Origin of the sequence: Pseudomonas sp. Ost2 (assembly GCF_018326065.1) — a bacterium.
Classification (GTDB): Bacteria; Pseudomonadota; Gammaproteobacteria; order Pseudomonadales; family Pseudomonadaceae; genus Aquipseudomonas; species Aquipseudomonas gingeri.
This window is the reverse complement of record NZ_AP021904.1, coordinates 3,076,569-3,100,093: the sequence shown is the minus strand read 5'-3', so window position 1 is coordinate 3,100,093 and position 23,525 is coordinate 3,076,569. Positions and strand designations below refer to the sequence as shown.

Genomic DNA, 23,525 nt, shown 5'->3' with positions numbered 1-23,525 from the left:
CAGGAGCATGGCGATGAGTACCGACGAAAAACGCATTCGTGAATTTGCCTATCAGATCTGGCAATCGGAGGGACAGCCCGACGGCCAGGAAGCCCGTCACTGGGAAATGGCCCGCAAGCTGGCCGAAGCCGAGGCCCTGGCACCGAGCAAGCCGGCCACCGCCAAGGCCAAGCCGAAGGCCGCCACCCCGACGGCCAAGAGCGTCGCCAAGCCGGCGGTGAAAGCCGCTGCCAAACCGGCAACCCCGGCAGCAGAGCCGGCAGCCAAAAAGCCGCGCGCGCCACGCAAGCCGGCCAGCTGAGCAGCGGCTGACGCTGCGCACCACGCAGCGGACGCAAAGCGCGCCACAAGACATTCCCCCCACGGAGCATGAGGGCGATCGACCGTGGGAGCGGGCTCGCCCGCGAACAGCCCTCCAGGTCGCTGAAAGCACAGGAGCACCACATGACCAAGCCCAAGCAAACCACGCCGACACCCGATGGCGAAGCCTCACGCATCCGCGAAGGCCTGCCCTTCCCGCTCGGCGCCACCTGGGATGGCCTGGGGGTCAACTTCGCGCTGTTTTCCGCCCACGCCACCAAGGTCGAACTCTGCCTGTTCGACGCCACGGGCGAGGTCGAGCTGGAACGCATCGAACTCCCCGAATACACCGACGAGATCTATCACGGCTACCTGCCCGACGCCCACCCGGGGTTGATCTACGGCTATCGGGTGCATGGTCCCTACGACCCGGGCAACGGTCATCGTTTCAACCCCAACAAACTGCTGATCGACCCTTACGCCAAGCAACTGGTCGGCCAGCTCAAATGGTCCGAGGCGCTGTTCGGCTATACCATCGGCCACCCGGACGCCGATCTCAGCTTCGACGAGCGCGACAGCGCACCCTTCGTCCCCAAGAGCAAGGTCATCGATCCCGCCCACACCTGGGGCCAGGACCAACGGGTCAGCGTGCCCTGGGACCGCACGATCATCTACGAAACCCATGTGCGCGGCATCAGCATGCGTCATCCCGCCGTGCCCGAGGCGGTACGCGGCACCTTTGCCGGGTTGATGGTCGATGACGTGCTGGAACATATCCGCAAGCTGGGCGTTTCTTCGGTGGAACTGCTGCCGATCCATGCCTTCGTCAATGACCAGCACCTGCTGCACAAGGGCATGACCAACTACTGGGGCTACAACAGCATCGCCTTTTTCGCCCCCGATCCGCGCTACCTCGCCAGCGGCAAGATCGCCGAGTTCAAGGAGATGGTCGCGCACCTGCACGAAGCCGGCCTGGAAGTACTCCTGGACGTGGTCTACAACCATACCGCCGAAGGCAACGAGCAAGGTCCGACGCTGTCCATGCGCGGTATCGACAACGCCTCCTACTATCGGCTGATGCCGGACGACAAGCGTTTCTATATCAACGACTCGGGCACCGGCAACACCCTGGACCTGAGCCATCCGTGCGTCCTGCAGATGGTCACCGACTCGCTGCGCTACTGGGCCACGGAAATGCACGTGGACGGCTTCCGCTTCGACCTGGCGACCATTCTCGGGCGCTATCACGATGGTTTCGACGAGCGGCACAGCTTCCTCGTCGCCTGCCGCCAGGACCCGGTGCTGCGCCAGGTCAAGCTGATCGCCGAACCCTGGGACTGCGGGCCCGGCGGCTACCAGGTCGGCGGTTTCCCTCCGGGCTGGGTCGAATGGAACGATCGCTTCCGCGACACCGTGCGGGCCTTCTGGAAAGGCGACGATGGCCAGCTCGCCGACTTCGCCGGGCGCATGACCGCCTCCGGCGAACTGTTCAACCAGCGTGGCCGGCGCCCCTACACCTCGGTCAACTTCATCACCGCCCACGATGGCTTCACCCTGCACGACCTGGTGTCGTACAACGACAAGCACAACGAGGCCAACGACGAAAACAACCAGGATGGCAGCAACAACAACCTGTCCTGGAACCATGGTGTCGAAGGTCCCACCGACGACCCGGCGATCAACGCCCTGCGCCTGCGCCAGATGCGCAACTTCTTCGCGACCCTGCTGCTGGCCCAGGGCACGCCGATGATCGTCGCAGGGGACGAATTCGCCCGTACCCAGCACGGCAACAACAACGCCTATTGCCAGGACAGCGAGATCGGCTGGGTCAACTGGGACCTGGACGACGACGGCAGGTCCCTGCTGCGCTTCGTCAAGCGCCTGGTCAAGCTGCGCCTGGCCTACCCGATCCTGCGCCGGGGGCGCTTCCTGGTGGGCGACTACAACGAGGAGATCGGCGTCAAGGACGTCACCTGGCTGGCCCCGGACGGCAATGAAATGACCACCGAGCAATGGCACGACGGTCACGGCCGCTGCCTGGGCATGCTGCTCGACGGGCGGGCGCAGGTTTCCGGCATCCGCCGCGCCGGTGCCGACGCCACCCTGCTGATCGCGGTCAATGCCCACCATGACGGGGTCAATTTCCGCCTGCCCGAAGTCCCTCAGGGCATGTACTGGACCTGCATGGTCGATACCAACGACGTGGTGATCAAGGGCCAGGAGCGCTTCGCGTTCAACAGCGAATACACCCTCACCGGACGCTCGCTGGTGATGTTCGAATTGCAACACGATGAAGAGGACTGAGGAGCCGGCGAGTCCGTAACAATAAAAGTCGCATTTCGGACAACTTGAGCGATACTTGCCGTCGGCGCTCCAGGATGGGGGCGCCCGCACCTGCTGTCTGAATCAACGTGCACACTCTCACCACACAAGGACGTGGCCACATGAAACATCAATCCGCAGCCCGCAACGAGGCTGCGCCGCTGATCTGGAACGCTTCGCGGCAACTGGCCCGGGTGCCGACGCTGAGTCTCAATCGCCTGGTCGAACCGGGTAGCCGGGTGGTGGTCATCGCCCCCCATCCCGGTGACGAAGTCCACAGTTGCGGCGGCCTGCTGCAGATGCTCTCGACCCTCGAACATCCCCTGCAACTGATCTCCATCACCGATGGCAGCGCCACCTATCCGGGTTCGCGGATCTGGTCGGAGCAGCGCCTGAGCGTGGTCTGTCCACAGGAAACCGCCGAGGCCCTGCGCCGCCTGGGCATCGAACTGCACAGCCTGAAGTGGATTCGCGGCGGCTTCCAGCATGGCGCCCTGGAACAACAGGAAGATGCCATCTACCAGTGCCTGCGGCGCTACCTGCGCCCCGATGACGTGGTGTTCACCACCTGGCGGGAAGATGGCGATGCCGATCATGACGCGGTCGGCCGTGCCAGCGCCCGGGCCTGTACCGCCACCGGCGCGCGACTGGTCGAGCTGCCGGTCTGGGCCTGGTTCCGGCCCCTGCGTGACGAAGGCCTGATCCCCTGGCACCGGGCACGCAAGGTGCGCGTCGACACCTGGGGCGTGGCGCGCAAGCTGCACGCGATCCATGCCTATCACAGCCAGTTGCAGGGCGACCCCGAGCGCGGCATCCAGCCGATCCTGATGCCGGCGTTGATCGAACGGGCGCGGCAGCCCTTCGAGATGGTGTTCATCTGAGTCAAACGGGCCGAAAAGTACGCTTTTCAGGCCTGTTCAGAATCAATGCGAATAGACTAAATAACCTTATGATCAATGGGTTGAAACCGCTGATTCAGCCCGTCTGTTTATTCGCTATTTTCTTGACGCAACCCCACACCTCTCCTTAGCTACAAAGTGACTATCCCCGGTTTTAAAACCCAAGGGACAAGCCCTCGGATGCCCGCCTGGAGCGGGTCGCCGAGGGTTTGCCCCGATGATTTCGGCCGCCCCTCGTTCGGGGGTAGGAGAGACGCCAGTGCAGGTATCTATGCGACAGCAAGGAACACCCGATGAAAACGTTCATGATCCACCCCACCCTGAGGACAATGGTCAATCTGGCTTCGACTTCCCTCCTGCTGTGTTCCGCCGTGGAACTGCAGGCGGCCCCGGCCGGGGACGATCCGCAGCTCTGGCTTGCCAGCAACACCCCCTCCCTGCTGCCTGCCGGCCAGCCATGGGCGCTGGACAACAGCGAGCGCCTGCCCGGAGCGCGCTTTGCCGCCATCGTGGCGAACAATGGCGACCCCGAAACCTACACGGGATTCCATGACCGGGCGCTGGGCCTGAACGAGGCCGGCAACCTCGACCCGTTGTTTTCCGGTGCCTTCGGCGACCTGCTGATCATCCCCGGCGCCTATGCCAATCGCAGCGGCGGGCACACTGTCAGGGCCGGGGTATTCACCGGACAAAGCGGACCGCTGGACCAGGTTGACGGATTTGTCATGGCGCCCCGCGATCCACGCGCCGACGGCCTGAATGCCGCGGGCAACAATGTCGGGGCGTTCTGGAGCCTGACCGGACAGCAGGGCTGGCACGTCAATCTCACCGCCATGAACAACCAGGGCACGACCTATATCCGCTCACCCCAAGGCACCCTGCAAGCCACGTCCTCCAAGGGCCAGACGTTTTCCCTGGAAGGTGGCTTCCCCATCGGCCTGGGGAACAACTGGGTCATAGAACCCCAGGCACAACTGGTCAACCAGCAAGTCAGCGGCAATGTCGCCGGCCTGACGGAGGCCTCGGCGGACCAGTCGCTCTGGAGCGGCAGGATCGGCGCCCGCCTCAAAGGCGCCTACGAGGTCCGTGGCCTGCCGGTGGAACCCTACCTGCGCACCAACTTCTGGCACACCTTCGGCACCGGCAACACCTTGAGCCTGGAGCAGGTCGACAAGATCAGCAGCAGTCGCAATGCCTCCACCGTGGAACTGGGACTGGGCCTGGTGGCCAGGGTCTCGCCGACCGTCAGCCTGTATGTCAGCGCGGACTACAGCGGCACCTCCGATGACAATGGCCTCAATGGGATCATCGGCAATATCGGCGTAAGGATGCGTTGGTAGGCACCGCCCCCTGTGGGAGCGGGCTTGTCGGGACGCCGCGCCGCCGCGAAGCGCCTGGCGTCCTCGCGGACCTCATCGCCGGCAAGCCGGCTCCCACAAGGATCGCGACCTCAGGAGTGCCCCTGCGGCTGCAGCATCAACACCGCCAGCGGCGGCAGGTTCAGCACCAGCGACGTGGCCTGTCCATGGCTGGCGTGGTCCTCGGTGAAAGCCCCGCCCCCGTTGCCATAATTGGAACCGGCATAGATCGCCGCGTCGCTGTTGATCACCTCCTTCCACTGCCCGGCAAAAGGCACGCCGATCCGATACGCCTCGCGCGGTACCGGGGTGAAGTTGGCGACCACCAGCAGCGGTCGCCCTTCGCGGCTCCAGCGCAGCCAGGCGTAGACGCTGTTGGTCGCGTCATCGCCGATCAACCACTGGAAGCCCTGGGGGGCATCGTCCTGGTCGTACAGCGCCGGCTCGTCGCGATACAGTTGGTTGAGATCGCTCACCAGCTTCTGCACACCGAGGTGCTCGGAGTATTGCAGCAGGTACCAGTCCAGTTGCTGGTCGTGATTCCACTCGCGCCACTGGCCGAACTCACAGCCCATGAACAACAGCTTCTTGCCCGGATGCCCCCACATGAAACTCAGGTAGGCCCGCAGGTTGGCGAACTTCTGCCAGCGGTCGCCGGGCATCTTGTCGATCAGCGAATGCTTGCCGTGCACCACTTCATCATGGGAAATCGGCAGGATGAAACGCTCGGACCAGGCGTACACCAGGCCGAAACTCAGCTCGTTGTGGTGGTGCGCGCGGTACACCGGGTCCTGCTGGATGTAGTGCAGCGAGTCATGCATCCAGCCCATGTTCCACTTGTAGGCGAAACCCAGGCCGCCCTGCTGGGTGCCCTGGCTGACTCCCGGCCAGGCCGTCGACTCCTCGGCGATGACCAGCGCGCCCGGGGCTTCCAGGGCCACCACATCGTTGAGATGACGGAGGAAATCGATGGCCTCAAGGTTCTCGCGGCCGCCATGGCGATTGGGTACCCACTCCCCGGCCTTGCGCGAATAGTCGCGGTAGAGCATCGAGGCCACCGCATCCACCCGCAGCCCGTCGACATGGAAATGCTTGAGCCAGTGCAGCGCCGACGCCAGCATGAAGCCGTGCACCTCGGTGCGTCCGAGGTTGTAGATCAGCGTGTCCCAATCCTGGTGAAAGCCTTCCAGCGGGTTGCCGTACTCGTACAGCGCCGTGCCGTCAAATTGTGCCAGGCCATGGGTATCGGTGGGAAAATGCGCCGGGACCCAGTCGAGAATCACGCCGATACCGGCCTGGTGGCAGGCATTGACGAAGGCGGCGAATTCGTCCGGCGTGCCATACCGGGCACTGGGCGCGAACTGCGACAGCGGCTGATAGCCCCAGGAGCCACCGAAGGGATGCTCCATGATCGGCATCAGTTCGATATGGGTGAAGCCCAGTTGCCGGACATAGGGAATCAGCCGCTCGGCCAGCTCGCCCCAGCTGTACTGGCGGGACACCTCGCCCACCTCATCGATCTCGCACTGCCAGGAACCGGCGTGCAGTTCATAGATCGACAACGGGGCGTCCGGCCGTTGCCGCTCGCCGCGCGCCTGCATCCACTCCTGGTCCTGCCAGTCGATACGCAGCGGCGAGGCCACCCGCGAGGCCGTGTCCGGCGGCAACTGGGTCGCCAGTGCCACCGGGTCGGCCTTGAGCGGCAGGATCGCGTCGGCGGCGAGAATCTCGTACTTGTAGGCCTCCCCCGGATGCAGGCGCGGGATAAAGATTTCCCAGACCCCGCTCGAATGGCGCAGGCGCATCGGATGGCGACGGCCATCCCAGATATTGAAGTCACCGACCACCGACACCCGCCGGGCGTTCGGTGCCCAGACCGCGAAGCGCACACCGTCGATGCCGTCGACCGTCATCACCTGGGCACCGAAACAGCCGCTCAGGTCGCGATGATTGCCCTCGGCGAACAGGTACAGGTCCATCTCCCCCAGCAAGGGGCCGAAGCTGTAGGGGTCTTCGCAGATCTGCTCGCCGCCGGCCCACTGGATCCGCAGCAGGTAGGGCTGGCGATCGGCGAAACGGCCGACATACAGGCCCGGCACCGCGCTGCTGTCCAGGCGGCCCAGCACCTCCTCGCTGCCACGGGCCAGGACCTCGACGCTCAGCGCCCCCGGCAGGAACGCACGGATGAATTGCCCGCCCGCACCGTCGTCGTGGGGGCCGAGAATGGCAAACGGGTCCTGGTGTTCGGCGCGCACCAGCGCTTCGATATCGTGGCTGGCGGGTAACAGGCTGGCCTTTGTCTTACCTTGTTCCTTACTTGAACTCATTGCTGCTCTCCACCGGACAAGGATTTCACCTCACTCAACAACCCGCTCAAACCGTGCAGGGGCACGGGTAGCCAGGTCGGACGGTTCTCCGCCTCATAGACAATTTCGTAGGCAGCCTTCTCCAGACTGAACAGGGCCAGGGCCGCTTGCGCGCCCGCCGGGTCCTGCCATGCATGAGCAAGACTAGTCGTTGCCTGCCGATATGCCCGGATAAACGCTTCGCGCGAATCTTTCAGGTAACGCTCGGCAACCCGCTGCAGCGCGGCTTGCGCCTCCGGCGAGGAGTCGCCGGCGTGAGAGCGGTCGAGCGCCATCGCCGCGGCATAGTCGAACGAGCGCAGCACCCCGCTGACATCCTTGTACGGGCTGTGCTTGCCTCGACGCTCCTGCAACGAACGCGCCGGTTCGCCCTCGAAGTCGATCAGGTAGGCATCGCCCTGCACCACCAGCACCTGACCCAGATGCAGGTCGCCGTGCACGCGAATGCGCAAGCCGCCCTGCACCTGCGCGGCAAGCGCCTGGACATGGGCGACGATGGCCTTTTTCCGGGCCGTCAGGTGCCTGACCAGGGCCTGGTCCGCGGGGGCCAGTTGCGCCTGATGCTGTTCGAGCAATTGCAGGGCCCGGGTCATCTGGCTGCCGATCTGCTTGCCCCAGGCCTGGCTGTCCTTGGCCGTACTCACCTGGGCGCTGAAATCCGCATTGGCGGTCGGCGCGGCCAGCACCTGGTGCATCTCGCCCAGGCGCTGGCCCAGCAAGCCGGCGAAGTTCGCCAGTTCGTCGAGGGCATTGAACGGCTGCGGGTGCTCGACCGTGCCGTCGGCCAGTTCATCGCGGATCGCCCGCTCCAGGTTGTTCTGGGTCCAGACCCAGGCATCACCCTGGTTGTTCAGCAGGCCTTGGGCAATCATCAGCAGGCTTTCCCCGCCCTCCGGATCACGGCGCACCACCGACCCCAGCAACGGCGAAATATGCCTGAAGCCGGCGGCACTCAGGTAGGCACTCATTTCCAGTTCGGGGTGAATGCCGGCGCTGACCTTGCGGATCAGCTTGAGCATCACCCGCTCACCCACCACCACCGAGCTGTTGGACTGCTCGGCGGACAGGTAACGCACCTCGGCATCCGCCGGCAACGGCTGCGCCAGCAGTTCGGCGCTGGCCTGGAAATGCAGCTCGCCGGCGCTGCCGCTGAGCACGCTGCCGGCCTGCAAGCCCTGGATCACCGCCCGCACAAAACTCTCGAGACTGAAGGCATCGGTGATCAGACCCACCTGGCGCCCGCGCCGGACCCGGGCCAGTGCCAGTTGCTGGGGCAGCGCGGCGTTGATGTGCTCTTCGGCCAGCAGACCGAAGGGTATCTGGTAGCGGCTGACTTGGCCGCCGACCGTCACCTCGACTTCGCCGAGCAGCACCGGCTGCTGTGCATCGCCGAAACGCAAGCCATAGAGCAGATGCACCTGTTCGATGGCGGCATCCTTGTTGGCGAACCAGCGCCGCTTGGGCAGCCACTCGGGCAACGACACCTGCTCCAGGGTGGTGCGCGAAGGGGCTTCGAGCAATTCTTCGAGGCGCTTTTTCAGGACCAGGGTGGTGAAGTCCGGCAGGCTCTGGGGGGCTTCCACATGCCAGCTGGGCATCTGCGTCTCGGCAGCCAGGAGGAACCAGTAGAAGCCGTAAGGCGCCAGGGTCAGCAGGAAATTCAGTTGCCCGATAGGCGGAAAAGCGTTGCCCCCGAGCATCTCCACCGGCACCTTGCCAGCAAAGTGCGACAGGTCCAGTTCCGCTGCCTGGGCGGTACGCGAGACGTTGGCGACACACAGGATGATTTCGCTCTTGCCATCCGCCCCGGTGTATTCGCGGGTGTAGGCGAGGATCCGGCGATTGGCCGGCGAGAGCATTTTCAGGCTGCCGCGACCAAAGGCCTTCTGCTGCTTGCGCACCGCCAGCAGGCGTCGGGTCCAGTTCAGCAATGAATGGGGATCGCCGGCCTGGGTCTCGACGTTCACCGACGGATAACCGTAGAGCGGGTCCATGATCGGTGGCAGTACCAGGCTGGCCGGATCGGCGCGGGAAAAACCGCCGTTGCGGTCGATCGACCACTGCATCGGCGTACGCACGCCATCGCGGTCGCCCAGGTAGATATTGTCGCCCATGCCGATTTCATCGCCGTAGTACAGGGTCGGCGTGCCCGGCATCGACAGCAGCAGGCTGTTGAGCAGCTCGATCCGCCGGCGATCACGTTCCATCAGCGGCGCCAGGCGCCGGCGGATACCGAGATTGATCCGCGCCCGGCGGTCGGCGGCATAGTAATTCCACAGATAGTCGCGCTCACGGTCGGTGACCATTTCCAGGGTCAGTTCATCGTGGTTGCGCAGGAAGATTGCCCACTGGCAGTTGGCGGGAATCTCCGGGGTCTGGCGCAGGATATCGGTGACCGGAAAGCGATCTTCCTGGGCCAGGGCCATGTACATGCGCGGCATCAGCGGAAAGTGGAAGGCCATGTGGCATTCGTCGCCGTTGTCGCCCTTCTGGTCACCGAAATACAACTGGGTGTCTTCCGGCCACTGGTTGGCTTCGGCCAGCAGCATGCGGTCGGGGTAATGGGCGTCGATTTCGGCACGGATCTGCTTGAGCACCTGGTGGGTCTCGGGCAGATTCTCGTTGTTGGTGCCGTCGCGCTCGATCAGGTAGGGAATGGCGTCCAGGCGCAGGCCGTCGATGCCCATGTCGAGCCAGTAGCGCATCACCGACAGCACCGCCTTCATGACCTGCGGATTGTCGAAGTTCAGGTCCGGCTGGTGGGAGTAGAAACGGTGCCAGAAGTATTGGCCGGCGACGGGGTCCCAGGTCCAGTTGGACTTCTCGGTGTCGAGAAAGATGATCCGGGTCTCGTTGTACTTGTCATCGGTGTCGGACCACACATAGAAGTCCCGCGCACTGGAGCCCGGCTTGGCCTTGCGGGCCCGCTGGAACCAGGGGTGCTGGTCGGAGGTGTGGTTGATCACCAGCTCGGTGATCACCCGCAGGCCGCGCTTGTGCGCCTCGGCGATGAACCGCCGGGCATCGGCGAGGGTCCCGTAGTCGCTGTGGACCCCGCGATATTCGGCGATGTCGTAGCCATCGTCGCGGCGTGGCGAGGGGTAGAACGGCAGCAGCCAGATCGTGTTGACGCCGAGGTCGGCGATATAGTCGAGCTTGGCAATCAGGCCGGGAAAGTCGCCGATACCATCGTTATTCGAGTCGAAAAAGGACTTTACATGCACTTGATAGATGACCGCATCCTTGTACCAGAGGGGGTCATTGATAAAGGTTGCTGGGCGGGATTTCTTCGCCATGCTTCATTCCTCTTTTGACGATCGTTCCCACGCTCCTCGCGGGCATGCATCCGATGACGCTCCGCGTTACCAAAGCGCACGCGGAGCATCCAGAGCCGCATTCCCACGCCAAGCGAGGGAACGATCATTGATCATCAGATCGTGCTGATCCGCCAGATCCCGAACGGCTGGTGCCAGGGCTCGATGCGCATCCACTGGGTCTTGCCGTACCAGGTCCAGGTATGGCCATTCATCAGGTCTTCACCCCGGGTCGGGGCATCGTCAGGCAGGCCGAACTCCCACAGCGGCAGTTCGAAATGCGCCTCCTGGGCGTTGTGCGGGTCAAGGCTGACCGCCACCAGGATGAAACTCTTGCGGTCGGCGGTGCGTTTGCCGAAGTACAGGATGTTGTCGTTCCACGCGTTGTAGACCTGCAGCCCCAGGTGCGTCTGCAACGCCGGGTGCTGGCGGCGGATACGGTTGAGCTGGGCGATCTCGGCAATGATATTGCCCGGCGTGTTGAAGTCCCGCGGGCGGATCTCGTACTTCTCCGAGTCCAGGTACTCTTCCTTGCCCGGCACCGGCGCCGACTCGCAGATCTCGAATCCCGAATACATACCCCACAGGCCAGAGCCCATGGTGGCCAGGACCGCGCGGATGAGAAAGCCGGCGCGGCCCGACTCATGCAGGAACGCCGGGTTGATATCCGGGGTATTGACGAAGAAATTCGGCCGGTAGCACTCACGCCAGGGCGACTGGTTCAGCTCGGTGAAATAGCTCGCCAGCTCGGCCTTGGTATTGCGCCAGGTGAAGTAGGTGTAGCTCTGGGAGTAACCGACCTTGCCCAGGCGCGCCATCATCGCCGGCGTGGTGAAGGCCTCGGCGAGGAAGATCACCTCGGGATGACGACCGCGCACATCGGCAATCAGCCACTGCCAGAAGGGCAGCGGCTTGGTGTGCGGGTTATCGACGCGGAAGATCTTCACGCCCTCCCCGACCCAGCCGAGGACGATATCGCGCAGCTCGATCCACAGGCTGGGAATGGCATCGGCCGCATAGAAGTCGACGTTGACGATATCCTGGTATTTCTTCGGCGGGTTCTCGGCGTATTTGATTGTGCCGTCCGGCCGCCAGTTGAACCAGCCGGGATGCTGCTGCAGCCAGGGGTGGTCCTGGGAACACTGGATGGCGAAATCCAGGGCGATCTCCAGGCCATGGTCGGCGGCGGCGGCCACCAGTCGCCGGAAGTCCTCGCGACTGCCCAGTTGCGGGTGAATCGCCTCGTGCCCACCCTCCTCGCTGCCGATGGCATAGGGGCTGCCCGGATCGTCGGGACCGGCCGTCAGGGCGTTGTTCGGGCCCTTGCGATGGCGGCGCCCGATGGGGTGGATCGGCGGGAAGTACAGCACGTCGAAGCCCATGTCGCGGATCGCCGGCAAACGCGCGTGCACATCATTGAAGGTGCCATGGCGCGACGCACGGTCGGTGACGGAACGGGGGAACAACTCGTACCAGCTGGCGAACTGCGCCAGGCCGCGCTCGACTTCCAGGGGAAAATCATAGCTGCGGCTGAGATAGGCATGATGATCCGCCAGACGCATCAGAACCGCCGTGGCCGGCTTGAGAAAACACTCGACCTGGCCGTCGTTGGACAGGTGGGACAGTTCCTCATGCAAGGCCGTCAGGCGCTGCACCAGGTCGCCCTGGCTGCGTTCGATGGCCTGATGCACATGTTCGCGCCCTTCCTGCAATTCCAGGTCGATCGGCACCCCGGCGACGAATTTTTTCTCCAGTTCGTAGCAGAAGCTGCCGAACTGATCGATCCAGGCCTCGATCCGATACACATAATGGCCCTGGCCGCCGACCCGCAGCCGCCCCTGCCAGGCGTTATTGCCCTGGTCGGTCATCACCGAGCGCTGCCAGTCGGCGGCATCGGCGGCCTTCCAGGCCAGCATCACCGCCAGCTTGTCATGCCCATCGGTAAACACCTTGGCGCTCACCGTGAGTTCCTGCCCGGCCACTGCCTTGACCGCGAACTGCCCACCATCGACGGACGGCGTCACGTTCTCGATGGCGATGCGTGGCAACAATAGCGCCTGGGACAAAGGCAGGACTTCGGTGATTTCCTCGTCCAACGATTTATCAGCTGTCATCGAGCATCACTCCTTACGTCCTGTGGACGCTCTACCCTGCATGATCATGGTTCGTCGCGACTGGCTTCATCCTGAAAGGCCGCTCAAGTTCGGAGCCGGAGGCCCGCTGAAAAGTTCAGACGGATTTGCCGGGAACGTCCACTCGTCCAAAAAGTGCAGTCAACCGCGAATGCACAGGGTCAACCGCTACACACGGTGCCGGGACCCTGCAGGCCCGGACCACGCATAAAAGAGGCCACTTCATGAATATTCCGATTCCGGCAGAAACGCCCGATCCCAATATCGACCAGCCGACCTTGCCGCCGACCGAGCCGCAACCGGTGCCGGAGCAAGAACCGCCCGGCACCACCCCGCCGCCGAAGATCGAGCCGCCGACCACCATGCCGCCGGTGATCGCGCAGCAAGAATAGACAACGCCTAGGGCGCGGGCGGCTGTTTTTCCAGTAGCCGCACGACCCGGGGCATCAGGCTGAACACCCCCAGGGCCAGCAGTGTGCTCAGCACTGCGGTCGACTCCCGCCCCAGGCCCGCCGCCACGCCGATGGCGGCGGTCATCCATAGGCCGGCGGCGGTGGTCAGGCCCTTGACGTGCTGGCCTTCCTCGTCGGCATGGCCCTTGAGGATCGTTCCGGCACCGAGGAAGCCGATGCCGGCGATCACCCCTTGCACCACCCGGCTCATCGCATCGGCCTGGGCCCCGGACATCTGCGGCACCAGCACGAACAGCGCCGCGCCCAGGGCGACCAGCATATGGGTGCGCACACCCGCGGCCTTGCCCTTCTGTTCCCGCTCGAAACCCAGCACCCCGCCGAGCAGGGCGGCAATCAACAGGCGCAAGGTGATCCGGGTCACCTGCTGGGCATCGCCGATATCGGCGAATTCAGCTTGCAGCGTCATCCATACGGTGTGCCACCAGGCCTGCATGATCCTGCCCTCTTTGCGGTCGATAAGGGATGGACACCCCCGCGAGTGCGCCAGTTCGGTCCATGACCGCTAATCGGCTGCGACGAACGATGGCCGGCCCCGGCGACCTAATGCCTGTCAGCCAGAGAAAAAGGAGAACACCATGCCCGTGAAGATCGATCCAAGCAGCCAGACCTGCACCCTGGAAGGGGACCATGAAGGAAACCCTATCGAGGTCCACGGCTCGGCCAGGGACGTGACCATCACCACCGATGACGCCCTGAGGATGTCCCGCGCGGAACTCGACGGCCAGTCGATCGTGATCACCGAACAGGAAGCCGATGCGTTGACCGTCGCGGGTGCATTCGATGGCCGCCACCACGTGAAGACCACTTCCAGTGATTCGGTGATTTGATTGACCCGTGTCAGCGTGCCTGCCGCGCCCTTGTGCCAAACGGCGGCGGGCACGCCGTTCGTGGCGTCGCAGGCGGTGAGGCAACTTGTCGCAGGTGGTCGCTCGCGGCCATCTGATCCGCTTTTTATTCAAATACCTGAGTCTGTTATGCAAACAGTTCGCTCGGCATAGTGCCCTGGCCTGATGGAGGCTGACGAGCGACAGACCATGAGCGAACGAATCCCGGTCCAGATAGTTGAAACCTTCGAACCTTTGCCGTCCGATTTTCAGCGCAGGAACATAAAGGCCAAGTCCAGCGACAACCTGATCCATACCCGCAGCTTCACCGGCCTGTTCCGCAACCTGCGGCTGAGCGGCGCGGGCTTTCTCTTCCTGCTGTTCTTCGGCACCGTCTGGCTGAACTGGGGTGGGCGCCAGGCCGTGCTGTGGGACCTGGCGAACAGCAAGTTCCATATCTTCGGCGCGACCTTCTGGCCCCAGGACTTTATCCTGCTCTCGGCATTGCTGATCATCTGTGCCTTCGGCCTGTTCGCGATCACCGTGTTCGCCGGACGGGTCTGGTGCGGCTACACCTGCCCGCAAAGTTCCTGGACCTGGCTGTTCATGTGGTGCGAGAAAGTCACCGAGGGCGAGCGCAACCAGCGGATCAAGCTGCAGGCGGCGCCCTGGGGGCCGAACAAACTGGCCCGGCGGGCCGCCAAGCACACCCTGTGGCTGGCCATCAGCCTGCTGACCGCACTGACCTTCGTCGGCTACTTCACGCCGATCCGGCCGCTGGTCCATGAACTGGCGACCTTGCAGATCGGCGGCGTCAGCCTGTTCTGGGTGCTGTTCTTCACCGGCGCCACCTATATCAACGCCGGCTGGCTGCGCGAAGCGGTGTGCATGCACATGTGCCCCTATGCGCGGTTCCAGAGCGTGATGTTCGACAAGGACACCCTGACCATCTCCTATGACGCCGCTCGTGGCGAGAACCGTGGCCCGCGCAAGCGTGAGGTGGCCCCGGCCAGCGTCGGCCTCGGCGACTGCATCGACTGCCAGATGTGCGTGCAGGTCTGCCCCACCGGCATCGACATCCGTGACGGCCTGCAGATGGAATGCATCGGCTGCGCGGCGTGCATCGACGCCTGCGACTCGATCATGGACAAGATGGGCTATGCCCGCGGGCTGGTCAGCTACACCTCCGAGCATCAGTTGCAGGGTGGCAAGACCCACCTGCTGCGGCCACGGCTGATCGGCTACAGCGCGGTGCTGCTGATCATGATCGGCGCACTGGTGGTGGCGCTGGTCGAACGGCCGATGGTGTCGCTGGACGTCAGCAAGGACCGCGGCCTGTTCCGGGAAAACAGCCAGGGGCAGATCGAGAACATCTACAGCCTCAAAGTCATCAACAAGACCCAGCAACGCCAGCAGTACCGTCTGGAACTGCTCGACGGCGAGGGTTTCCAGTTGCAGGGCAAGACCGAGCTGAGCCTGGCGCCCGGCGAGATCGCCGACTTCCCCGTCTCGGTGGCGATGACCACCGACAAACCGGCGAGCAGCTCCCGCGAACTCGGTTTTCGCGTGATCGATGACGATGAGCCCGGTATCTACAGCGTGGCGAAGACCCGCTTTGTCGCCCCGCTGAATCGCTGATGACATAGAATCCCCGGGCGCGAGAAGCCCCGGGAACGCCCCTCGAACAAGACTTGCGTGCCTGCATCGAATGAGCCAAGCCACCATGAAACGCTACGAGAAATTCGCCGACGATATCGCCGAACTGATCCGCTCCGGAGTCCTCGGGCCCGGGCAGCGGGTGCCGTCGGTGCGTTATGCCAGCCAGACCTACGGCGTCAGCCCGTCCACGGTGTTCCAGGCCTACTACCTGCTGGAGCGCCGCGGGCTGATTCGCGCCCGGCCGCGCTCGGGCTACTTCGTCAACACCCATGCACCCAGCCCGTTCTCGGAGCCGGTGATCAGCCACCAGGTCCACGAGTCCACCGAGGTCGATGTCAGCGAGCTGGTGTTCTCGGTGCTCGATTCGATCAAGGACCCGACCACCGTGCCCTTCGGCTCGGCCTTCCCCAGCCCGATGCTGTTTCCCCTGCAACGCCTGGCCCGCTCCATGGCCAGCGCCAGCCGCGAGATGGACCCGCGCATGGTGGTCACCGACCTGTCGCCGGGCAACCCGCAACTGCGCCGGCAGATCGCCCTGCGCTACATGGTCGGCGGGCTGATGCTGCCCATGGAGGAACTGCTGATCACCAACGGCGCCCTGGAGGCGCTGAACCTGTGCCTGCAAGCCGTCACCGAGCCCGGCGATCTGGTCGCCATCGAAGCCCCGGCGTTCTACGCCTGCCTGCAGGTACTGGAACGCCTGAAGCTCAAGGCGGTGGAAATCCCCGTGCACCCACGGGACGGCATCGACCTCGGCGTGCTGGCGCAGACCCTCGAGCGCCACCCGATCAAGGCCGTGTGGTGCATGACCAGTTTCCAGAACCCCATGGGCGCGACCATGCCCGAGGCGAAGAAACAGGCACTGGTGGAACTGCTGCGCGAGCACCAGGTGCCGCTGATCGAGGACGATGTCTACGCCGAACTCTATTACGGGCAACAGGCCCCGAAGCCGGCCAAGGCGTTCGACAGCGAAGGCCTGGTGATGCATTGCGGCTCGTTCGCCAAGAGCCTGGCCCCGGGCTACCGCATCGGCTGGGTCGCGGCGGGACGCTATGCGCAGAAGATCGAACGGCTGAAGCTGATGACCTCGCTCTGCGCCTCGATGCCAGCCCAGGCGGCCATCGCCGACTACCTGCAACATGGCGGCTACGACCGCCATCTGCGCCGCCTGCGCTATGCCCTGGAAGAACAGCAGAGCGCCATGCTCGCGGCCATTGCCCGCTACTTCCCGGCACAGACCCGGGTCAGCCAGCCGGCCGGCGGATACTTCCTGTGGCTGGAGCTGCCGGAGCAGATGGACTCGTTGAAGCTGTTCCAGATGGCCCTGGCCCAGGGCATCAGCATTGCCCCGGGGCCGATCTTTTCACCGGCCCGGCGCTTCAGGAACTGCATTCGCCTGAACTACGGCAGCCCCTGGGACGACGCCTCGGAGAAAGCCATGGAAACCCTGGGGCGCATCGTCCGTTCGTTCTGACGCTCAGGCCGGCACCTCGGCGGACCAGTGCATCAGGTACGCCGCGCCGGTCACCCGGATCAGCGGATGGGGCACCACCTGGCATTCACCGACAATCCGGAAACCGTGGCGGGTGTAGAACCGGCAGGCGCCGCTGTTCATCGCATAATCGATCAGGCTCAGGCCCTTGAGCCCCAGTGCCGCGCAGCGCTGGCGGGCGAGCGCGAGAAAACGTGCGCCCAGCCCCTGGTTGCGCCAGCCTTCGTGCAAGGCCAGGCTGGAGATATACAGCGTGTCGGGAATTTCCAGGTCGGCATAGGGCGCCAGGACCGGGTCGGTGGCCGGCGCCGGATCGGGGTCGTGCAGCATCGGGTAGCTGTGCAGCATGCCGATGACCTGGCCGCCGGCCTCCGCCATCAGGCAGTTTTCATAGGAGAATTCCACGCCTTCGCGGCGGTAGCGGCGCTCGCCGACATCCAGCAGCGACTCGCCCTCCTCGGCGATCCGGCTCCAGATATAGTCGGCGGCCCCCTCCGAGGAGATCTGGAACAGCCGGGCAATCTCGCGGGCATCCGTGCGTAGTGCCGGACGGAAGGTGACGGTCATCGGACAATCCTCTGTGACGGCTGAGCAAGTCAGCGCAGACGGTGAATTTCAGCCGTCACATACTGAGGATACGGGCAGAACGACGAGTGCGCCGGAACGACACCCTGGCGACCGAAACCGACTCAGCGGCCGCCGGCCAGGTCGATAAAGGTCCCGGTGGCATAGGAAGCCTTGTCCGAAAGCAACCAGACAATCGCCTCGGCCACTTCTTCGGCGCGGCCGCCACGGCCCATGGGAATGGCCGACTCCAGCTTGCTGACCCGATCCGCGTCGCCGCTCAAGGCGTGGAATTCGGTGTAGATATAGCCGGGGCGCACCGCGTTGACGCGGATGCCCTCGCCCGCCAGCTCCTTGGACAAGCCGAGGGTGAAGGTGTCCAGCGCGCCCTTGGAGGCCGCGTAGTCCACGTATTCGTTGGGCGAGCCGAGACGGGCCGCCGCCGAAGACACATTGACGATATTGCCGCCCTGCCCGCCATGGCGCGGCGACATGCGCAACACCGCATGCTTGGCGCAGAGGATCGGCGCCAGGGTGTTGACCTTCAGGGTTTGCAGAATGCGGAACTCGGACATTTCATCGACCCGCGACTTGTGCCCGACGGTCCCGGCGTTGTTCACCAGCGCGGTGACCGGGCCGAGCTCGGCGTCCACCCGGCTGAACAGGCGGATCACCTCATCCTCGATACTGACATCCGCCCGCACCGTGATGGCCTGTGCGCCCAATGCCCGGACCTGCTCCAGTACCGCATGGGCGGCGTCCGCGTCGCTCATGTAGTTGATGCAGATCCGATAACCCTGCCGTGCCGCCAACAACGCAGTCGCCGCGCCGATACCACGGCTGCCGCCGGTGATGACGATGACTTTTTCCATTGATCCCTTCCCCCGCCAACTGGTAACCCTGTGCCCTCCAGAATAACCGCGCCGGACGCGGTTTGTGTAGCCATCAAACGTCCTGGAGCCGACCCGGGCGCTGCCACCGGGCCGTTCAGCCCAGTTCCCGCAGATACGCCCAGGGATAGATGCCCTGCTGGTGCCCGTCGTCGAACACCAGTTGCACACCATAGCCCTGGGGGTTGATCCCGACCAGGCGCACCTCGGCCGTGACCAGCTCGATACGCCCCTGCAGGCGCGCCGCCCGGCACTGAGCGCAGGGGCATGCGGCACGCAAGCGGGCATAAGCCAGGGACTGCTCGCCATCGGTCCAGGTCAGCACCAGTTGCCCGTCACTGCGCGCATGACGCACTGCCAGGGGCTGCATCAGGCGCCACCGACGCCCAACTGGGCCAGGGCGATACGCACCGATTTGCGCACCTCCGGATCACCGTCATGCTGCGCCGCCTGCAACGGCGCAATCGCTTCGCGCTGCCCCAGCTCGCCCAGGGCCAGGGCGGCTTCCTTGCGCAGGTTGCTGATGCTGTGACCGAGCAGTTCGATCAGCGCCGCCAGGGCTCCGGCATAGCGCAGGCGCCCCAGTGAGCGCGCGGCACGCAGGCGAACCTGCCAGTAGTCGTCGGCCAGCGCCGCCTCCAGCGCCGGACCGGCCTGCCCGAGGCCGACCTTGCCCAGGGTGGTCGCCGCCTCTTCGCGAACCTGCCAGGCCGGATCCAGCAAGGCCGACTGCAACGCCGGCAACACCGCGGGATCACTGGCCAGGCCCAGGGCTCCGGCCGCCACGCGGCGCACTTCCGGCTCGGGGTCGGCACTGGCCAGGTGCGCCAATGCCGGCAACGCATCGAGTTGCTTGAGCCAGCCGAGAATCCCCACCGCCTCACGGCGGACGCTGGCTTCGGGGTCCTGCAGCGCTTGCAGGGCCACGGGAGCACTTTCAGCCAGGCGCAGCTCGCGCAGGGCCCGCAAGGCGCTGCCGCGGACAAACACATCGGGGTGGCCCGCCCACGGCAGGATCACGTGCCCGGCCTCCTCGGTCTTCAGCAGGCTCAGGCTCTGGGCCGCCACCACCCGGACCTTGTGGTCCCAGTCGAGCAAGGCCTTGCACAGGGCACTGACCACCTGCGGTTCTTCCCAGGCTTCCAGCAGGCGCGCAGCCTCGGCGCGCACGTCACCGTCCGGGTCGGCCTCCAGGGCGTGGATCAGCCAGGGCAAGGCGTCCGGGTCTTCCAGGTCGGCCAGCTCGATCAGGGCGATGCGGCGCACGCCGGCGTCTTCATGTTCCAGGCGCGGTTGCAGGTCGAGAATGTCGGGGTTGTCGCTGATCAGGTCGGTCATAGGGCAAATCGCGGTTGGGTGTTTTCAAGGGGCAGCCCGAGTGGGGTCAGGCGCGGTAGTTGACGGCCATCCTGGTGCCGCAGCAGTTCCAGGCAGTGGCGCTTGAGGCGGACGAATTCGGGGCTGGTCAGCAGTTCCGGCTGGCGCGGCCGGGGGAAGTCCAGGCGCAGGTCTTCGATAAACCGGCCCGGGCGCGGACTCATCACCAGGATCCGGTCGGCCAGGAACAGCGCCTCGTCGATATCATGGGTGACGAACACCACGGTGGTCTGGATCCGTCCCCAGATATCCAGGAGCAATTCCTGCATCTGGCTGCGGGTCTGGGCGTCGAGGGCACCGAAAGGCTCGTCCATCAGCAGCAGTTTCGGCCGGTTGATCAGCACCCGGGCAATCTCCACCCGTTGCTGCATGCCGCCGGACAACTGGCTCGGCCAGTGCCCGGCAAAGCCCTCCAGGCCGACCCAGCCGAGGAATTCGCGGGCCTGGCGCTGGCGCTCGGCCTTGCCGATACCCTGCATCTTCAGGCCAAAGGCAACATTGTCCAGCACCCGGCGCCAGGGCAACAGGGTGTGTTGCTGGAACACCATGCCCCGGCTCGGCGAAGGACCGTCGACCGGCTGGCCATCGACCTGCAACGAACCGCCACTGGGCGCCAGGTGGCCGGCCAGGGCGCCGAGCAGGGTCGACTTGCCACACCCGGACGGCCCGAGAATGCAGACGAACTCCCCCGGTGTCACATCGAAGCTCAGGGCCTGCACCGCCTCGAAGGCCTCGGGGCCGCTTCCCAGGTGAATCGACAGGCCGTCGATGGCGATCCGGCCCGCGGCGGAAAAACGCTCGGCGACACTCATCAGCGTTTCTCCTGCGGGCGATACCAGGGCGTCAGCCGCGCCCCGAAACGTTTGACCAGGCCGCTGCTGGCCATGCCGAGCACGCCGATCAGCAGCATGCCGACGATGATGTCCGCGTAGTTCTGCAAGGTGTAGGCCTCCCAGGTGTAGTAACCGATGCCCCATTGCCCGGAGATCATTTCCGCGGTGACCAGGCAGAACCACGAAGTGCCCATGCCGATGGCCAGGCCGGTGACGATGCTTGGCGCGGCGCCGGGAACGATCACCTCGCGCAGGATCGCCAGGCGCCCCGCTCCCAGACTGCGGGCCGAGGCGATCAGGCGCCGGTCCACCGATTCGACGCCATGCACGGTATTGAGCAGGATCGGGAACAGCGCACCGGTGAAGGTGATAAAGATCATCGACAGTTCCGAGGACGGGAACATCAGGATCGCCAGGGGAATCCAGGCCACTGCCGGAATCGGCCGCAGCACTTCCAGCGGCGGCAGCAACAGGTCCTCGGCCCACTTCGAACGGCCGATGGCCAGGCCCAGCGCCACCGCGACCAGGGCCGCGGCCAGATAGCCGCTGGCGACCCGGCCGAGGCTGCTGAGCAGATGCCGGGGCAGCGCGTGGGAGTTGAACAACGCCCACGCCGCCTGCACCACCTCAAGCGGCGACGGCACGTTGCGAAAGGTCACCAGCCCGAGATCGAGATGCATGCGCGCCGCCACCTGCCAGGCTCCCAGGCAGAGCAGCAATGAAGCGAGGCGCAGAGTCCAGCGGCGCCCGAGATCGACAGACAAGCGACTCATGTTCCTCACCTCAACGCTGGGCCAGGGCCTGGCGGCTGGCATCGGCGAAATCCCGAATCTCGCCGCCATGGGCCTGGGCAAACTGCCGGGCCTGCTCCTTGAGCAGGAAGGCGTTCAGGCGGCCCTTGGCATCGCTGACAAACCAGGCTTGCGCAGCGAGCAGCTTGATCCCGCTGTCACTGGCCTGGGCATAGACCGCGCGCACTGCCTTGCCGGCCTTCTGCAGATTCGCCAGGTCGGCGAGCGCCGCCTGGGGCGAGGCGTAGCTGCGCACCTTGGGTTCGTCCTTGAGCCAGATCTGCGCGACCTGCTTCGGATCGGTGATCGGCTTGCCGCTCAGCGCATCGTTGGCAACCAGCGGCTGCTGGGCGTAGTTGGCCAGTTGCTTGTCGTAGTCGAGACCGGACTCCTTGAAGGCCTGGCGAATGAAGTGGTCATCGATAAAGGTGTCGGTGTTGAGTCCCCGATCCGCCTTCTTCAGCAATTTCAGGGTGTCGATGGCCGTGGCCACGGCCTTGCGGTACTCGGGTTTCCAGGTCAGGTCGCGGGTCTGCAGGCCCAGCGGGCCATGGAACAGGTAATTGACCTCGGCCTCGACCCCGGCAACCTTCTCGATCAATTGGCTGTACTTCTCCGGATCGGCCGCTAGCAACTGGTTGGCCTCGATACTGGCGCGCAGGTAGGCGACGACGATTTCCGGGTAGCGCCTGGCGTAGTCGCTGTCCACCAGCGCACCATGGAAGGTCGGTGCCTTGGCCTGGGAGCCGTCATAGATCTTGCGGGCGAAACCACGGTTCTCGAACAGCTCGGCGAACGGCACGAAATCGGCATGGGCGGCGATCTTGTTGGCCTGCAAGGCGGAACCGGCGACTTCCGGCGGCTGGGCGATCACCGTCACGTCCTTGTCCGGGTCCCAGCCCTGGGCCGCGATGGCCCGTAGCAACATACCGTGGGCGGTCGAGGCGAACGGCACGGAAATGGTCTGGCCCCTGAGTTCGCTGAACGACTGCACCGGCGAATCCTTGGGCACCACGATGCCGTTGCCGCTGCCTTCGATGCTGCCCGACAGCACGCTGATAAACAGGCTGTGCTTGCCCGCCGCCTCATGGGCCACGCCGTTGAGCGCCCCGGGAAAATCGGCCATGGCACCGAAGTCGAGTTTGCCGGCGACCATTTCATTGGTCAGCGGCGCGCCGCTGGTGAAGTTCTTCCACTGGATATCGTACTGGGCGTCCTTGTAGGCGCCGTCCTTGGGCAGGTACTTGTCGAGCAGCCCGAGTTCGCGGATCAACAGGCCGCCAGCGGCGCAGTTGATGGTGCTGTCCTGGGTGCCGATGGCGATGCGGATAGTCTCGGCCTGGACGCCAAAGGCGCTCAGGGCCAGGGCCAGGCCGGCAAGAGTGATGCGTGCACGCATGGGTGTTTCCCCTCGAATCATGAAAGATGGAGTCGTCTCCGCCGCCGGGAACCGGGGTGGGAAACGAGGGGGTGCTGGATCAGGCGTCCGGTGGTGGGCCGGTGGCGTTTTTTTCTTGTGAGTCTTGCAAGTGTGTCGTTTGTCGCCTCAGCGCAGCAGGTAGGGAATCTCCACCTTTACCGCACCGGTCGGGCAGTCCTTTTCACAAGGCATGCAGTACCAGCACTCATCGAAGGCCATATAGGCCTTCTGGGTCGCCGGATTGATTGCCAGCAGGTCCATCGGGCAGACATCGACACAAACGGTGCAGCCCTTGTGGGCGATGCACTTGTCTTCGTCGACGGTGACCGGCGCATTGCTGCGAAAGAATATTTCCTGGGGCTGGAAGGCCATGGCACGGTGTCCTCTATATTCTTGTTAACAGTCGCTCAACCTGAAGAGATGCACTCCTTGTAGGAGCCGGCTTGCTGGCGATAGCGGTCTGTCAGTTGAAACTTCCTGAGCTGATCCACCGCCATCGCCAGCAAGCCGG

General features: G+C 64.7%; 20 protein-coding genes. 8 read left to right on the top strand and 12 right to left on the bottom strand.

The annotated features are described in order from the left end of the window. Nucleotides 1–13 precede the first annotated feature (13 nt). The 4 genes from KI243_RS13755 to KI243_RS13740 all read left to right on the top strand — a co-directional run bounded on the left by KI243_RS13755 (nucleotide 14) and on the right by KI243_RS13740 (nucleotide 4,861). A complete protein-coding gene (locus KI243_RS13755) occupies nucleotides 14–301 on the top strand; it encodes a DUF2934 domain-containing protein (protein WP_177127508.1) in 288 nt (95 codons plus the stop codon). Between the two features lie 143 nt (nucleotides 302–444). After that, a complete protein-coding gene (gene glgX, locus KI243_RS13750; RefSeq protein WP_017125022.1) occupies nucleotides 445–2,604 on the top strand; it encodes a glycogen debranching protein GlgX in 2,160 nt (719 codons plus the stop codon). A 140-nt stretch (nucleotides 2,605–2,744) separates the two neighbouring features. Beyond that, a complete protein-coding gene (locus tag KI243_RS13745) occupies nucleotides 2,745–3,503 on the top strand; it encodes a PIG-L family deacetylase (protein WP_103033132.1) in 759 nt (252 codons plus the stop codon). Nucleotides 3,504–3,814: 311 nt separating this feature from the next. Next, nucleotides 3,815–4,861 carry an autotransporter outer membrane beta-barrel domain-containing protein gene (locus KI243_RS13740; protein WP_017125019.1) on the top strand — a complete coding sequence of 349 codons (1,047 nt, stop codon included), beginning with the start codon at nucleotides 3,815–3,817 and terminating at the stop codon, nucleotides 4,859–4,861. A gap of 110 nt (nucleotides 4,862–4,971) precedes the next feature. Here KI243_RS13740 and glgB read toward each other — a convergent pair whose 3' ends face one another. From glgB to KI243_RS13725, 3 genes are all read right to left on the bottom strand, one after another. Next, entirely contained in the window at nucleotides 4,972–7,206 is a 2,235-nt protein-coding gene (gene glgB / locus KI243_RS13735) for a 1,4-alpha-glucan branching protein GlgB (RefSeq protein ID WP_017125018.1), read from the bottom strand. Then, nucleotides 7,203–10,541 (bottom strand): maltose alpha-D-glucosyltransferase, encoded by a 3,339-nt coding sequence (gene treS / locus KI243_RS13730; protein ID WP_017125017.1) that lies wholly within the window; start codon nucleotides 10,539–10,541, stop codon nucleotides 7,203–7,205. The genes glgB and treS overlap by 4 nt, the downstream gene beginning before the upstream one ends. A 134-nt stretch (nucleotides 10,542–10,675) precedes the next feature. Further along, nucleotides 10,676–12,673 carry an alpha-1,4-glucan--maltose-1-phosphate maltosyltransferase gene (locus tag KI243_RS13725; RefSeq protein ID WP_042934871.1) on the bottom strand — a complete coding sequence of 666 codons (1,998 nt, stop codon included), beginning with the start codon at nucleotides 12,671–12,673 and terminating at the stop codon, nucleotides 10,676–10,678. 242 nt (nucleotides 12,674–12,915) lie between these two features. On the opposite strand from KI243_RS13725, the gene KI243_RS13720 reads away from it, so the two are divergent. Beyond that, nucleotides 12,916–13,083, top strand: a complete 168-nt coding sequence (locus tag KI243_RS13720; RefSeq protein WP_017125015.1) for a hypothetical protein — start codon at nucleotides 12,916–12,918, stop codon at nucleotides 13,081–13,083. Between the two features lie 7 nt (nucleotides 13,084–13,090). Here the strand turns inward: KI243_RS13720 and KI243_RS13715 are convergent, their stop codons facing one another. Then, a complete protein-coding gene (locus KI243_RS13715; protein WP_177085980.1) occupies nucleotides 13,091–13,597 on the bottom strand; it encodes an MgtC/SapB family protein in 507 nt (168 codons plus the stop codon). 142 nt (nucleotides 13,598–13,739) lie between these two features. Here KI243_RS13715 and KI243_RS13710 point away from each other — a divergent pair, with 142 nt between their 5' ends. The 3 genes from KI243_RS13710 (at nucleotide 13,740) to mapR (ending at nucleotide 17,121) form a co-directional block, all read left to right on the top strand. Continuing rightward, nucleotides 13,740–13,991, top strand: a complete 252-nt coding sequence (locus KI243_RS13710; RefSeq protein WP_017125014.1) for a DUF3203 family protein — start codon at nucleotides 13,740–13,742, stop codon at nucleotides 13,989–13,991. 207 nt (nucleotides 13,992–14,198) lie between these two features. Further along, on the top strand, nucleotides 14,199–15,626 hold the full coding sequence (gene ccoG, locus KI243_RS13705; protein ID WP_017125013.1) for a cytochrome c oxidase accessory protein CcoG: 1,428 nt from the start codon (nucleotides 14,199–14,201) through the stop codon (nucleotides 15,624–15,626). Between the two features lie 85 nt (nucleotides 15,627–15,711). Continuing rightward, on the top strand, nucleotides 15,712–17,121 hold the full coding sequence (gene mapR / locus KI243_RS13700) for a GntR family transcriptional regulator MpaR (RefSeq protein ID WP_017125012.1): 1,410 nt from the start codon (nucleotides 15,712–15,714) through the stop codon (nucleotides 17,119–17,121). 3 nt (nucleotides 17,122–17,124) lie between these two features. On the opposite strand, the gene KI243_RS13695 is transcribed toward mapR, so the two are convergent. The 8 genes from KI243_RS13695 to KI243_RS13660 all read right to left on the bottom strand — a co-directional run bounded on the left by KI243_RS13695 (nucleotide 17,125) and on the right by KI243_RS13660 (nucleotide 23,386). Continuing rightward, nucleotides 17,125–17,706, bottom strand: a complete 582-nt coding sequence (locus KI243_RS13695) for a GNAT family N-acetyltransferase (protein ID WP_017125011.1) — start codon at nucleotides 17,704–17,706, stop codon at nucleotides 17,125–17,127. 122 nt (nucleotides 17,707–17,828) lie between these two features. Further along, entirely contained in the window at nucleotides 17,829–18,575 is a 747-nt protein-coding gene (locus KI243_RS13690; protein WP_017125010.1) for an SDR family oxidoreductase, read from the bottom strand. A 115-nt stretch (nucleotides 18,576–18,690) separates the two neighbouring features. Beyond that, nucleotides 18,691–18,966 (bottom strand): gamma-butyrobetaine hydroxylase-like domain-containing protein, encoded by a 276-nt coding sequence (locus KI243_RS13685; protein WP_177118450.1) that lies wholly within the window; start codon nucleotides 18,964–18,966, stop codon nucleotides 18,691–18,693. Beyond that, nucleotides 18,963–19,931, bottom strand: coding sequence for a HEAT repeat domain-containing protein (locus tag KI243_RS13680; protein WP_017125008.1), 969 nt, complete (start codon nucleotides 19,929–19,931; stop codon nucleotides 18,963–18,965). The genes KI243_RS13685 and KI243_RS13680 overlap by 4 nt, the downstream gene beginning before the upstream one ends. Next, nucleotides 19,928–20,782 carry an ABC transporter ATP-binding protein gene (locus tag KI243_RS13675; RefSeq protein ID WP_177109313.1) on the bottom strand — a complete coding sequence of 285 codons (855 nt, stop codon included), beginning with the start codon at nucleotides 20,780–20,782 and terminating at the stop codon, nucleotides 19,928–19,930. Before KI243_RS13675 ends, KI243_RS13680 begins: the two co-directional genes overlap by 4 nt. Beyond that, entirely contained in the window at nucleotides 20,782–21,576 is a 795-nt protein-coding gene (locus KI243_RS13670) for an ABC transporter permease (RefSeq protein WP_042934869.1), read from the bottom strand. Before KI243_RS13670 ends, KI243_RS13675 begins: the two co-directional genes overlap by 1 nt. Before the next feature lie 10 nt (nucleotides 21,577–21,586). After that, nucleotides 21,587–22,993 carry an ABC transporter substrate-binding protein gene (locus KI243_RS13665; protein WP_177118423.1) on the bottom strand — a complete coding sequence of 469 codons (1,407 nt, stop codon included), beginning with the start codon at nucleotides 22,991–22,993 and terminating at the stop codon, nucleotides 21,587–21,589. A gap of 147 nt (nucleotides 22,994–23,140) precedes the next feature. Next, on the bottom strand, nucleotides 23,141–23,386 hold the full coding sequence (locus tag KI243_RS13660) for a ferredoxin family protein (RefSeq protein WP_017125004.1): 246 nt from the start codon (nucleotides 23,384–23,386) through the stop codon (nucleotides 23,141–23,143). Nucleotides 23,387–23,525: the final 139 nt, after the last annotated feature.